This is a genomic window from Teredinibacter turnerae T7901 (assembly GCF_000023025.1).
Classification (GTDB): domain Bacteria; phylum Pseudomonadota; class Gammaproteobacteria; order Pseudomonadales; family Cellvibrionaceae; genus Teredinibacter; species Teredinibacter turnerae_B.
In genome coordinates, this window is record NC_012997.1 from 2,284,418 (window position 1) to 2,299,840 (window position 15,423).

The 15,423-nt window shown below is 48.8% G+C and carries 2 protein-coding genes; one reads left to right on the forward strand and one right to left on the reverse strand.

Annotated elements, in window-relative coordinates:
• Positions 1 to 3: 3 nt before the first annotated feature.
• Positions 4 to 714 (reverse strand): hypothetical protein, encoded by a 711-nt coding sequence (locus TERTU_RS09750; RefSeq protein WP_015816817.1) that lies wholly within the window; start codon positions 712 to 714, stop codon positions 4 to 6.
• 1,071 nt (positions 715 to 1,785) lie between these two features.
• Between TERTU_RS09750 and TERTU_RS09755 the strand changes: the two genes are divergently transcribed.
• The gene (locus TERTU_RS09755) at positions 1,786 to 15,405 is read left to right on the forward strand and encodes an SDR family NAD(P)-dependent oxidoreductase (RefSeq protein WP_015820112.1); all 13,620 of its coding nucleotides are present in this window, start codon (positions 1,786 to 1,788) and stop codon (positions 15,403 to 15,405) included.
• Positions 15,406 to 15,423 lie beyond the last annotated feature (18 nt).

Consider the following 15,423-nt stretch of genomic DNA (forward strand, 5'->3'; position numbering starts at 1 on the left):
GTGCTAGAGAATTTTTTCCAGACCGTTTACAAAAATATTTTCAAGATTGCTGTAGTTGTAGAAAATACCGATTCGATCTGAGTTGGGCGACAAGAACAGGCTCATGATGCCATGGTAGGCGCCTTCGTAAACGCACTCTGTAATAACAAGATTCAGCTCTGCAACGTTGATTGTATCGGAAGCAGTAACCTTGCCAGAATATAGACAGCCTAGTTCATCATTGCCCCCGATATTGCCATTTTCATCGATGAGCCATGTGTATGCAGGGTCAGGCGCATGCGGATTTGCATACCAGCTGCCAGCATACTGCGCCTGAGTGGCGACCGCATCCGTACTGCGAATTAGGTCGAGGTTTTGTACTACTTCGTCTTCATCTTTTATTTCCAGTGACACGCTTGCATCCGTAAATTCACCGGTGACAAGGAGCTGCGTATCGTAGCTAACAGATGTGAAATCTGTTGATCCATAGTTGCTTAGCGGAAGGCTATAAATGATGTCGCCATCAAAAAATCCCGGTCCGGCTAGATAGAATCCAGACGTTGTGGATATTCGGGTTTCCCCCAGCTCGGTGATAAACATGGCAACCTCAGAATAGTTTCCAGTTGCATTGTCAAATGCCACGCCGTACCAAACGCCAGGCGCCTTATCGCTCACCTTACATCCAGTTAGCAATCCAATAGTCACAATTGGTAAAGCAATTTTTGTTAGATTCAATGTTAGCGCTCCTATGCTTTCAATTTCGGTTGCCAGCCAACACTGCTGGCGGTGTCGCTGTTTAAATTGTGCACCATTTGAATTCGAAATAACGAAAAAGCTCTTTTTTCGATCACGGTGCGAGAATAATAAATCAAGGCGCCCAAGGTCGCACAACACATTCAACGAAGATCGTGGGCGCGCAAATAGTAAACCATCCTTTTTTTATTTATCAATAGCGTGAAGGTCACACTTTTTATACGCAATAAAACTATAGTGGGTGTTTTCAATATCGCTGGAATGTTTTTTGGTTGTTGTGAGCCGGTTTGTTAGAGCGCTGAATTTATAAAAATATATTTAGATGGCTCGTTATAATTCCGCGTGGTTGGCGAGGTTGATTGTTGGTGTTAGTGCGGACATATAAATCTGTAAGTGTGGCGTGAATATCTATACGGCTTAAATGGGTGACAGGCATCTATGGGTTGTTTGTTTTAATTTGTGGAATTGTAAACGTATGAAACATTAATAATGTGTTTTTTGTTTGTGTGTTTTTGTATGCGTTATTTATCTGCATTCATTCTGTGAAAATTGGGAGCTTGCTGGTGTCTTCAGTGTATTAAAAGCCTGATTCTTAATTGGTCTTGATCTTTTGAGGATGCAGAATGTGAACTACTTCCTCAATCATGTAGCTCCAATATGGTTATTTTATAAAAAGGTGTGAGGTTGGTGTTATGCTCGCTCGCGCTTCTGTCGGTAAAAATTTCTGTTGATAGGTTGTCGGTCAAATTGCGCTATTAACATGAATTCGTTATTTTGTTTTGGCTGTTTTAAATCGATCCAAGCGGGTTGTTATCTAAAGGTTGTACACGCTATTGGTTTTTGCGCATGCATTATGACAGTCGTTTGCATGGAAAATATATTTTATGGTGAGGCTGTTTTGTGCTTTACGTTTGGCCTATCTGCTTTCGCTCGCCATTTTAAAGTAGTTAATCATTGTCAGCTTTGTTCTTGTTGTCGCGGTTTTTTCGCGCTATGAGACAGTCGAACTGAAATTCGCGTTTAGATTAAGTTGTTCTTACGGAATATCGCCTTATGGAATTAGTCAGCCACCGCATTGCTTTTCATCAGAATCTGATCGACAGTTTCTCCGAATTTAGTCGCGACCTTAACCCGATGCACCTAGATGAGGTGTACGCCAGGAAGACATCGTTTGCGACGCCTATTTGCTTTGGTTGTCTCGCTGTGATCTCCAGCCTAGCTTACATCCGTTCATTGCATCGTTACCGTATCCATAACATTAAGGCTGAGTTTCTCGGCGCAATAGCAATTGGTCAAGAGTATTCAATTAGCGGTAAACAGCATTCGGAAAATAAATACAGCATAAGAATTAGTGACGGTAGTTTGCCGCTGCTGGAATGTGTTTTCGTGGCTGAGTTCATAGATAATGATCAGTTGTTTTGGCAGCCCCGCCGTTCAGATTCTACCGAATACGATGAAAGCGCTACCTTAGTCGCCGTGGATTCTGTTAGCGAGAATGATTACGCCGAGAGCCGCTATCCGCCTAGATGGGATTGTTTTGAACTTCTGGCGGAAAATCTGGGTGTTGTGCCTACCAATTTATTGGCAAATTTGTCGGCTGTGCTTGGTCTGTTCAGCTATTGGATTGGAATGAAGCTGCCTGGGCAACAGGCATTATTCAGTGGATTTTCCGCTTCATTGGAGCCGGACTTTGCTGGCCAAATATTCGACAGTTTGGATGTCAATGCCCGTGTGACCCATGTAGAAAAAGCGTTTGGTATGGTGAGTCAGGAACTTGCTATAGCGAACCACTCGCAAGCTTTGGCGAGCGCTTCGCTACAAGCGCTGTTCAGGCCAGAGAGTCGAGGGCTGAATCCGCTTTCACTGAAACTTGAAGATAGGGTTGAGTCCCATTTTTCGGGTAAAAATATCTTTATCACTGGTGCAAGCCGCGGTCTTGGGGCATGTATTGCTGCCGCGAGTTTGCTTGCCGGTGCCAGGGTTTATGGAAATTTTTATCGCAGTAGGGATGAAGTTGATAAATGGCTGAAATTGCTTCCCGAGCATATACGAATAAACTTTGTTCCCGTTCAGGGAGATTGTCAGCAGGCTGAACCCTTCAGTACTTTGACCAATTCACTGGAAGAGTCTGGAGCTGTTCTGGATTACGTTTTCTTATCTGCGACACCCGCACTCGAGGCTATGGTGCTGTCCAAGGATTCGCATGAGCGATTCTCCGCCTATATCGAACAATCCTTCAAGATGGTCAGCGCACCATTGGCTGCGTTAGAAGATATCATAGCGGCTGATGCCCAAGTTGTACTTATATCTACAGTGGCTGTTGAAGCTCCAGTTGCAGCTTGGCCTCATTATGTGGCTGCTAAGAGCGGATTGGAAAAGTTATTTGAAACACTGGCACTTAAAAAGGAGCTACGCCGGTGGTGTGTGGTGCGTTTTCCGCAGTTGGCTACGGATCTGGTTTATTCGGTAGCAAATCGCGATGCGCTTTTATCGCCAGAGGATGCAGCCAGCCAGTTGTTGTCTGCGCTTGCGGAAGATAGTACGACTATTGCCGGAAATAGAAACCTTAAAGTTATTTCGGATTTTTCCGTTGCTACAAGCAATCCAAACGAAAGTGCTTCGTCGGCGACGATTTCTAAAGGGCACAATTCCACAGCGGCAAAAAATGCCGAAGCTAGCCTTGAACAAGCGAATAGTGGGGGTAAGCCACTCAAAACCATAGCATTCGCATCCAGCTTTACTCTAGACCCAATCGAACACTCATTCACCCGATGGTCGCAGAATCAAAAGCTCTTTTCGGCGCTGGGCGGTCCAATAAAGCTTGCCTTGGCAAAATACGGACAGGTTGTGCAAACATTGCTTTCACCACAAAGCGTTTTTTACCAGGACGGTTGTGAGCTCAGTATAGTTTTACTACGCCTTGAAGATGCATTTCACTATCACGAAAATTACCGCGATCTCGTTGAAGGGCGCAACGACGAAGAGGTGCATCGTTTGGTATTGGGTGCTGTAAAGCAATGGTGTGATGCTATAGCTGCCTACCATGGAGCTGCTCCGCTCACTGTTGTTCTTTGTCCTGATTCTCACGCCTATTCGTGCACAGCGAGCTATCGAGAGTTGCGTGCATCCTGCGTTGTTCAACTACGTGATTGTTGCAGTAGTGCGGCTGCTGTTTACTTTCGCGAAGCCTCGGAGTTTCACCTCGAGCTCAGCCCATCGTTGCAAAATAATACGAAAGATCGCCTAACTGATCCGAATCTGGCGTCGCGTATCGAAGATGTATTACGCAATGAAATAGCTCATATACCTTACGTGGATAACTACTACGACGCGTTGGTCCGAGGTAGTATTCGCCAGCTATGTGCATTGCGCTTCACTCCTAAGAAGGTGTTGGTCTGTGATTGCGACAACACGCTGTGGGGCGGCATTGTCGGTGAAGATGGGGTAGAAGGCATTTCTATTGATGCTGGTCACTCTAAGTTACAGCATTTATTAGTAAATGCGGTAAATTCCGGCTTTCTCGTTTGTCTCGCCAGCAAAAATAATCTTGAGGACGTAAAGGCGGTATTTGAGCAGCGCAAGGATATGGTGTTGCAGGCCGAGCATGTGACGGGCTGGAAGGTAAGCTGGTCGCCGAAGTCTGACAATATTCGAAATCTGGCTGACGAACTGAGCCTGGGGTTAGAAAGCTTTGTATTTCTTGACGACAATCCAGTAGAAATACTGGAAGTGCATCAGCAATTAGAGGCTGTACTGTGTATTCATATTCCTGCGGGTGAACACCTCGCTAGTTTTTGTAACGATTTCTGGTTTACAGACCGGCTAACGATTACGAGTGAGGACCGTAAGCGCACTGCGATGTATAAGGGTCAGGTGCTGCGCGAGCAGGAAAAATCTCGGCAAAGCAGCTTACTTGATTATATTGAGGCATTGGATATTCGCACACAAATCATCCCATTGGATGATGCCAGCGTAGCACGAGTCTCTCAGCTTTGCCTTAAGACCAACCAATTCAATTTTACGACCTTGCGCTTGGATGAAAACGCAGTAAAGCTGTATATCAGCGAACCCGAAAAATACGCCTATGCTCTGCACGTTCAAGACAAATTTGGCGATTACGGTCTGGTTGGCGCTATCTTTTTACATACTCATAACAACACATTACATATGGATAATATGTTATTGAGTTGTCGTGTATTAGGCCGCGGAATTGAGTACCAGGTATTAAATTTTGTAGGTGACCTTGAGCTTGAAGGCTTTGATGACTGTAGTATCGATTTCAAGGTCTCGGCAAAGAATACGCCAGCTATCGATTTCCTGGCTAAAGTTTTCCCTGATTCGAACATCGAAAATACCGATGCAGGTTGCCTTACCACTACACGCTCAAAGCTAGCTGAGCTTCGCTTAACCGAAGAGGGCGAGTCAGCACAACCTGGTTCTGGTGTTACAGCTCGCAGCGAGAAACTCGCTTCGGGGGCGGTTGTAGCACAAAATATATTTTATCAGTCCGTATTGACTCAATTCTCCACAGAACCCCAAAGTGCGCTCGCACGCCCAGGCAAAAATTCGTCGCAGAAAAACGACGGCGCTAAAGCAGTCGCCGAAGTTTGGCCAATTCTAAAAGCTGTTATTGAAGATACTCTAATTCAGCTCGATGAACCTGTTACCAAGAAAACAAGCTTCGACAGTTTATCGTTAACGTCATTAATGATGGTCAACCTTACGGTCGCTTTGGCACGCGCGTTCAAGACCAAACTTTCAAGCACCTACCTATATGGTCTCAACACGCTGGCGGATTTGGATAAAAAACTGCAAACAGATATCTATGGTCAGGTCGATGAGTCGTCACCGGTGGTTTCTGTGTCGTTAGCGGCTAAAGAAAGCAGCGGAGACTCGCTTGGGCCTATCAGCAGTGATTCTTCCAAGGTGCATCCACTTGAACCTCTGTTAGCTGATTCAAACGAAAAAATTGCGATAATTGGCGTTGCTGGTCGCTACCCAGGCGCGTCATCCATCGATGAATTATGGGGCTTGGTTTCAAAAGGCGAATGCGTTGTAGGAGAGGTTCCTCAAGAGCGTTGGCCGCACAGTTGCATTTTTTCTCAAGAAAACACAGGCGCAGGACAAACCTATAGTAACTATGCTGCGTTTATTTCTGATGTAGATAAATTCGATAGCCGACTCTTCAATATTTCTCCTAAAGATGCGGCGATAATGGACCCGCAGCAGCGTTGGTTCCTCACTATCGCGTACGAGTGTCTTCTTTCCGCAGGTTATTCCCGAGCTAATTTAACTAGCAATACCGGGGTGTTTGTTGGTGCTATGGCGCGTGACTACCAAGCGTTGTGCGCGCCCTTGGTAGCGCAAGGCAAAGTGCCATTCCCGTACGCCGACCTCTACCAAATTGCAAACCGTGTGTCGTATTTTCTGGACTTAAATGGTCCAAGTATCACAGTAGATACCGCGTGTTCCAGTTCAGGGGTTGCGCTGCATATGGCGGTGGATTCCATACGTAAAGGCGAGTGTAGTCAGGCATTTGTTGGAGGTGTAAATCTGATTTTGCATCCGCAGCGTCATGTGCAGTATGCGCAGATGCAGATGCTCTCCAAGGATGGCCGCTGTCGAAGTTTTGCTGATGATGCGAACGGGATGGTAATGGGGGAGGGCGTGGGTTGTTTGTTGCTCAAACCACTGGCAGTGGCGCAACAAGCCGGGGACAACATTTTGGGGACCGTGTTGTCTACTCACACCAATGCCGGTGGCCGGACGACCGGATTCACTGTACCCAATCCGGTTGCGCAATCAGATTTGATCCGTCAGGCAATAGATAAAGCCAGAATTTCTGCTGACAGCATCAGCTATATCGAAGCACACGGTACGGGAACCCCATTGGGTGATCCAATTGAAGTGGAAGGCATCGGCAGCGCACTGCAAAGGCGTGCAGAGCAAGAACCCTGCAAACTCGGCAGTATTAAATCGAATATCGGGCACTTGGAGCCCGCCGCTGCGATCGCAGGCATTACCAAAGTATTACTGCAATTTCAGCATAAAACACTCGCGCCGTCGCTTCATGTTAAGGCACTAAACCATCGCATTGATTTTGCTGCGGAGGGTGTAGAAGTACAGCAACACATTGCTGACTGGCTACCGATTTCGTCGTCGGAGCCTAAACGTGCGGGTGTCAGTTCGTTTGGCGCAGGTGGTGTAAATGCACACGTTATTCTGGAATCATATTCCACTGGTGATGTAAATAAAGTTCCAGCGCTGCAACCGACATACCCTAGCTTGAGCACGATCGTTCCACTTTCGGCGCAAAGTGATGAGGCGTTGGACGCGCTAATTAAGCAGATGCACGCTTATATTTCCATGCACGTAGACGTAAATTTGTCCTCTATTGGCTATACGTTGCAAACCGGTCGCGATGAATTTCGCTATCGCGCTGCAATTGTGGCGAACTCGCGAGAGTCCTTACTTGAACAATTAGAAGGCTGGCACGATCGAAAACGTCATGGTGCAGCCACAGAGAGCGGAGATATAAAAGAATACCGTGATCTTGGCGATATATTTTCCGATTGCGATGTACTCGTTGATCAATGGCTGCAACAAGGGCACGCCGACAAAATCGCTGCCCTTTGGACGAAGGGAGCGGCGATTAAGTGGGAGCGACTATGGTCTATTGATACCTCTCAGCCTGGTTCGGTACGCGTACGTCTGCCTGGTTACCCTTTTATGGGCGACCGCCATTGGGTGGATGGCGCCAAATGGCAACCGGTGGAGGGAACTCCTCACGCCGCGTCACCCGCACCTGTGGCTTCAGGCGAGAACATTGCTATAGCTCATGGCGAAGAGAATAAAGTAGCGCTATCCATTTCACAATATTTTGTCGCTGACCACGTAGTTGATAGCCGCGCAATTTTGCCCGGTGTCAGCTATTTAGCTGCGTTTGAATCGGTACTGAATGACACTGATGGTGTATTCGCCATCGATCAAATGATGTGGGTGCGACCTTTGTCATTCGAACACCAAAATGAGTGCATACTGAGTGCTCAGCAAGGTGGTTCCCATACCGCGTTGGTGGATGACCAGGGCACGGTGTACGCGAAGTGCCAAAGCGTTGGTGCCAGTGATGCGGCGGCGCCAATTAACTTACCCCGATTGTTGTCCGATTTGCGCGAAACAATTTCCCGTGAAGAATGCTATCGAAGGCTTGTAGATCAGGGGTTCAATTACGGCCCTGGTTTACGCTGCGTGGATAAGGTTCAGTTTAAAGACAATTTGATCCTGGGCCGCATAATACAGCAAAAAACCACCGCGGGTGATCCCTGGAGTCTGTCCAGTGGACTTTTAGACGCGGGCCTGCAAACCACAATCATAGCGAATAATGCACCGCAAACTTTATTGCCCTACGCTTGCGATAAAATTATCGTATGCAGTAAACGCTGGCCTTCGCGGGTATTTTCTGTCGCAAACCTACAACACCGCAGCGCACAACGGATTACCTGCGAGTTAGGATTTTACGATTCACAAGGAAATCCTCTGCTGGTAATGCAAGGACTTACCTTGCTGGCAAGTAAATCGGATACGGCCTCGCAAACAGAAGCCGTTGCCACTGGGAGACTGAAGCCCAGCGATAACCATTCTCGAAATGTCGCTGCTAGCGATTTTTACCGCAGTCAATGGACACCTGTCGATCGATCACAGACTGCAGCGACCGATTTCAATAATGTGGATGTGGTGGTTATTACCCATCCGCTATCCTCATCAAAAAATGTCGTGGAACGCCTTGCCATCGCCTGTAACGGCGCACCAATTTTAGAGGTGCCGGTGTCTGGAAAACAAATACCGCAGCTACCTCAGTTGGGCAAGTCGAAACGACTGTTCGTGGACTGTGCGTCTCCTTTTTTAGCGGACGTAGATTTCCTTCCGGTGCTGGATGTTTATCGCCAATACCCCTCCGGTACCGAATATATAGTCGTTGCTAGCGATAGTGATACTGCTGACGTGCAAGCTTTGGCGCAATCCTATGCGAGCTTTGGCCGAGCAATGCTGCACGAAACGGATCAGTTCATTCTAAAAACGTTTATTACAGGGCTCGCGTGGGAAACACTTTTTAAAGATGTACTCACAGCCGAGAGCAGCTTGGCGTTCAAAGAGGTACAGGGTGAACTATACAGCCTAAATTACACGTCTTTGGACGCAAACGCAGAGCAAGGTTCAGGGCAATCCATCGGCTTCTCCGTGGGCGGCATTTATTGGCTTACCGGCCTTGGTGGTGTAACGGAGGCGCTTGCGATGCAGATACAAGCGCGATATCAGGCAAAGATTGTCATCACAGGGCGTCGGGCGCCGGAGACAGTTTCTCCGTTGCTTGATAGGCTGCCAGGCGTGAATTACATACAGGCGGATATAACGAACGCTGCGCAATGTGAGGACGTATTCGATTGGATTAAGCGTAATCTGGGCGAACTGAGCGGCGTTATCCATTTGGCCGGCACGGTTCACGATGATCGACTGGTTAATCAAACGCAGGAAAGTATAAGCCGTGTTTTAAAGCCCAAGATTACCGGTGCTAAAAACTTACTTAGCAAACTAAACGATTGCCCAAATGCATGGTTGATATTGGGTTCGTCCATTGCGTCTGTTGTTGGCAATATAGGCCAAAGTAACTATGCCATGGCCAACGGCTTTCTTGATGCGCTGGCGCGGGAATCGCTCGCTCGCGGGCAAGATACACTGAAGGAAACTGCCTCACTGTCTGCTGGAGCGGATAGAAGAAAAACGCCGGTGCTCAGTGTCAGTTGGCCGCTATGGCGAAATACCGGAATGGCTGCTGATAAGGAGGATTTAGTCGAGCATAACCAACGGTTTGGCTTCGGTTACATTTTGCCAGAGAATGGCTTGGCGGTATTAGAGCAGGCCATGGCGGATGCCTCTCACTCACCTCACGTTATATATCTACCGGGGGACGGTGAGAAAATAGCGCGAGCATTTAATATCAGTCTGCCTCATTCTGCGGTGACAGCGGTCATGGCGAACACCGAGCATGCGCCATCAGCAGGCGATCCAAGCGAAGCCGCAACAGGCGACGTTTTCGTACCGGACCCGGTAGACGTAAGAGCGCAATTGTTAGAGAACCTGTTTGATCACACCAACGAATTATTATCCCTACCGGAAGGTGTGTTAGAGGCTGACGAAGATTTATCCAGCTATGGCTTTGACTCCATTTCCCTCTCCGACTTTGCTGATCGCTTAAACGCAGATTATGGCTTGGGGATAAGCCCCGTACTATTTTTCGATTACCCAACGTTGAGCGGGCTGGCGGATGCGTTACTCGAACGCTTCGGCGAAAAAATTGCCAAAAAAATGCAGCTAGCTGCGCCTACTACCGCCGTTTCGCAAGCAGGTATACCCCCTTTACCCCGCCAGCAGTTGTCAGGCGAGAGTACCGTTAATCAACAGCCAACGCACGCTTCCGTGGCTTGTGAGAAAACTGTTGACGAAGTGATTACAACGGTTGTGCCTGAACCGGAAAAAACCTCAGTTGCGGTAAGCAATGGCAATGCAGTACCTGCATTGTCAGTGGCATTAGCTGCGCCCGGGAAAACCCCGGCCAGTGAACAGGAATTTGACGAGCGTACAGTTGCTATTGTCGGCATGGCTGGCCGCTTTCCAGGTGCAGACTCACTCGAAACTTTTTGGCAGAATCTGGTGTCGGGCGTGGATATGGTAACGCCGGTTCCGCAAGAACGATTTGGTAATGAGGCGCGGCAATATTTTGCAGGTCTGGTTGATGGGTTGGAGCAGTTTGATCCGGAGTTTTTTAAGATTACCGGCCGCGAAGCGGTATTAATGGACCCGCAACATCGCTTGCTCATGGAGCTTGCGTGGCAGGCCGTAGAGCACGCAGGTTACCATCCTAAATCACTTTCGGGCAGTGCAACCGGCGTTTTTGTGGGCATAACCCTGCACGACCACCTTCAGCGATTACACGATATTGGGCAGCAACCTGTCTCTCATTTGGCAACCGGTAATGTTCATTGTCTGGCGTCCAATCGTATTTCGTATTTGCTTAACCTCAACGGTCCCAGCGAATCGGTCGACACCGCCTGTTCCAGTTCGTTGGTCGCTATGAACCGCGCCGTAAAAGCGTTGCGCACGGGCGAGTGTACTGCTGCGCTGGTCGGGGGCGTGAATGCGTTGCTGTCGGATGTGATGTTTAACGCGTTCACCGAAGCTGGCATGCTATCGCCGACTGGCCGTTGCCATACATTTTCCGCCAATGCGGATGGCTATGTACGAGGTGAGGGCGGTGGCATGGTGTTTATTAAAACACTCCACCGAGCGCTCGCCGATAAAGATGCTGTTTTAGCGCTGATTCGTGGTACCGCTGTAAATCATGGCGGCCATGGTCAATCGCTGACAGCGCCCAGTGCAAATGCGCAAGCCAGGGTGATTCAGCAGGCTCTTAAAGATGCGCAATTAAGTCCCGATACGATTAGCTACGTCGAAGCCCATGGCACAGGCACTCAATTGGGCGACCCCATTGAACTGGAAGGTTTGACTCAGGTATTTGGGTCTGCACATGTGGAACATCCGCGGTACACCGGGACGGTTAAAACAAACATTGGGCACCTTGAGAGCGCGGCGGGGATGGCGGGGCTTATAAAATTGGTGCTGGCGCTTCAGCACCAGATTTTACCGAAATCGCTTCACGGTGAGCCGATAAACAACTTAGTCAATACAGACACTTTACCATTTGAATTTTTACATGAAACGCGATCATGGGGCGGAGATAACGGTTTGCCTCTGCGAGCGGGCCTTAGCTCATTTGGCTTTGGTGGAGTTAACGGACATATTGTTCTGGAGCAAGCGCCATCGATTGATTCATTTGAAACAGCGCAAACACATCCGGGTTCAATGGAGCTGATTATTGTATCAGCGGTATCGGAGTCTCTGCTCGTTGAGCAACTTCAGAACTTGCAGGCCATAGCTGCGAGTTTGGCCGAGAATCAACTCGCCACGCTTGCATATACATCGCGAGTAGCGCGCGGTAGCTATAAACATCGAGCAGCGTTTTTGGTGTCCAGTCTATCGCAATTGCAATACCAGATTTCCCAGTTTATTTCCGGCGCTGTTGTGGCCAATTTGAATGAAAGAGAAATAACCGAAAGGCCACTCAAAGCGCTTATTGATGAAGGAGCGTGGGCCGAGTTAGGCGCGCGCTGGTTGCAAGGTTTGAATATTGACTGGCAAGCGACGGGTACAACTGAGTTGCCCGTTCACCGAACACCTTTCCCATTAACCCGATTTAATCGCCGGGATTGCAGTATTGAGCTGTTAGGCGCAAAACCGACTATTGCCAGCCCGGATTCAGTAGGCGAGCACCGCTCGGATGAGAAACCGGTCACTAAGGCGGTCTTTTACCGCCCGGCCTGGGAACCGTGTCCGCTCGAATCCAACGCGGCTTCGATCGTGCCTTATACCCGGACCATTTTGTTGTTAGTACGCGACGATGAAAGTGTGCTGTGGCACGAACGCATCGCGCAAAGCCCACGGCACAACTGGCACATTGTGCGATTTTCAGGGCTTTACCCAAGGCTGAGTAAGACTGAGCTGGAAATTGATCTTAATGCCGAAAATCCAATAACGCAGTTCATCCAATTATTGGAGCATCGGCACATTAGACCGGATTGGGTGATAGACGCATTTGATTTTGCGGCTACTCAGGAAGCTACCGCGTCCAGTGGATTTTGGTTGCAGCGCGTTCAATTATTGCAAAGCTGCATGCGCGCCTGGCAGGGAAGGGGGCAAAATGCGGGCGTACACTTCTGGCATTTGTCCGGGAGTAACGGGTCCGCGCAAAGTGCCTGGTTCGAAACGCTATACGCAGGTTTAGGTGTTGAATACAAAAATATTCAAACGCACCAGTTACAGCTCGAATCTTGCCCTGTTATTCGAGAGTTTGAGGCAGTGTTGGAGCAGGAAGCGATGCAACCCGCAACCCAGCAATCAGTATCGCGACGATCAGGTTCGCGTAATGTCAGACAGTTTGAGCCGATCACACTATCCACAAATTCCAGTTCGGTATTTTTACGAGCAGACGCGGTTTATGTAGTAACCGGCGGTACCGGCGGTCTGGGTGTTGTTGCGGCGAAGCTGCTTATCTCTTGTGGCGCACGCCAGTTGATCTTACTGGGCAGAAAGCCTTTGGGTGAGAAAGGAGAAACTGTTGTTCGCACACTCAGCGAAAAAGGTGCAACAGTAAATTACAGTAGCAGCGTCAACGACCTTAAAACGCGTTTGCAAAGCGAGCGGCTCTTTGTCGCTGGTGTTATCCACTGTGCGGGCGTCGATACTCAGGGTGACTTGGCGTTTATCAATAAGTCCAGCAGCAGTTTCGAGAAATGCCTGTTGCCGAAAACCGAGTTGGCTCAGCGGCTGTGTGAAGAGCTCAAGCCCCACCTGGACCCAGCCAAACTACAATTTTTTATCGCTTATTCGTCTGTCTCCTCAGTTGTGCCGGTATTGACTGCAGGTCGCAGCGACTACGGCCCAGCGAATGGCGCCCTCAATTCATGGGTAGCCGCACAAGCAGAGCATTATTCTAACTCCGGGTTTGTTAGCATTTTGTGGCCCAGTCACGAAAGTGGCGGAATGCCGGTAATAACCTCTGAACGCTATCAAAACACGGGGCTGGCGTGTCTTACAGAAGATCAAGCCGATCAGTTTTTGCGGGTTATTATGCAAGCGGCCATTCAGGGACGTTTGCACGATGTTTTGATACTTCCGCATCTGGATATCTCGTTACCTCTCAATTTGTTCCCGCAAAAGTCATCATCAGCGATGCTCGCAGGGGTTTCTGAAGCGAGTAACCTGAGAGGTGAAAACATCGTTTCGCCAGCGACAACCGACCAAGCCAGCGATGGCTCGAGCGATCTACTCGCCAGCCTGACAACATTGTTCGCCGAAAAATTATTGATTGCTCAGGAGAACCTCGCAGCGGAAGCGGGCTTTAGCGATTTAGGTATCGATTCGATTTTGATTGCTGATTTAGTGCGCGCTATAGAAACTAAATTCGAATGCGTTATGCCGCCGTCGGCAATTTTGGAACACCCCACGCTGGCTCAGTTGGCCGATTTTCTGAATGAGGAGTTGGGTGTAAATAGCTTACCAAAAGCTAACCAAAGCTTATCCAGCGTTGCCACAGTAGCAACACCATCGCGCGAACAAGTATCTACTTCTGTTGAACATGCGGACAAAATAGCGGTAATTGGCATGGCGTGCCGTTTTCCCGGCGCTGGATCACTGACGGAGTTTTGGCAAAACTTGATGCAGTCTGTATGTAGTGTGACTGAAGTGCCAGACGATCGCTTCGATGTGGAGTCGTTATTTTCGAAGGAACAGGAACAGGGTAAATCTATCAGTAAGTGGGGCGGTTTTGTCGACGGGGTAGATCTGTTTGATCCCGAGTTTTTCAGTATCCCAACGGAGCAGGCTGCATACATCGACCCTCTCACTCGGTTGAGCTTGTTGACCAGCGCCGAAGCGATTGCTCACGCTGGCTATAGTAAAAACGATGTTTGGGGTACACGTTGTGGTGTCTATGTTGGCGGTAATCGCAGCCACTACGGCCTGGATCATGTCAGCAATGCTGCGACCGCCACAGGCTTAAATCAAAATTTTATGGCGGCTCACCTGGCTCATGTTTATAACTTCACCGGGCCTTGTTATGTAATGGACGCAGCCTGTACATCCTCTTTGTTAAGTATCCATAACGCCGCGCGTGATCTCGCGCTGGGTGATATTGATATGGCGATAGCAGGAGGTGTTGAAGTTCTTCTGGATCAGACGCCGTATTTAAAATTGAGCGCAGCAGGCGCGTTGTCGCCAGATGGTCTTTGTCAAACCTTCTCTAAAAATGCCAATGGATTTGTGCCGGGCGAAGGCGCCGGTATGGTCGTTCTGAAGCGGCTGCAGGATGCGTTGCGAGACAACGACACAATATGTGCCGTAGTCGAAGCGTCCGCGGTGAATAACGATGGCCATACAATGGGTTTAACAACGCCAAATCTCGAAGCACAAAAAGCGTTGCTGGCAGGTATTTATTCCGCTGTTCCTGAGGCCGTTGCACATCTGCAATATATCGAAGCGCATGGGACAGGCACCATGATTGGTGACCCTATTGAACTTAAAGCCATGGCGTCTATTTTGGATGGTTTACAAGTGCCGCAAGGTCAGGTGGCCGTGGGCAGTGTTAAATCCAATGTAGGTCATTTAATGGGTGCTGCGGGTGTTGCGGCGTTTATTAAAACAGTGCTTGTCGTTCAAAACGGTTTTGTTCCTGAGACACTTCACTGTGGTGAGCCGAACCCTCGCTTTAACTTTGAACGCTCGCCACTGGTGCCCGCAAATAAACCCAAAACGCTCGCAAATCAGGATTCCATTTATGCGGGAATCAGCGCTTTTGGTTTTGGTGGGACCAATTGTCATATTTGTGTAAGCAATCGAGCGACAGGCCGCAGTGGTACTCGCGTAAGTTTGCCTGCTCCCAAATTTAATCTCAGACGCTTCTGGCTCGAATCTACGGGCCAAACGGTGACACACAAACGTGCTTCGGCATCTGCGGCTTCAGTCGCTTCATCCGAAGGCATTCTCGCACTGGAATGGCTCTAGCAACGAGCTGCCATTGAC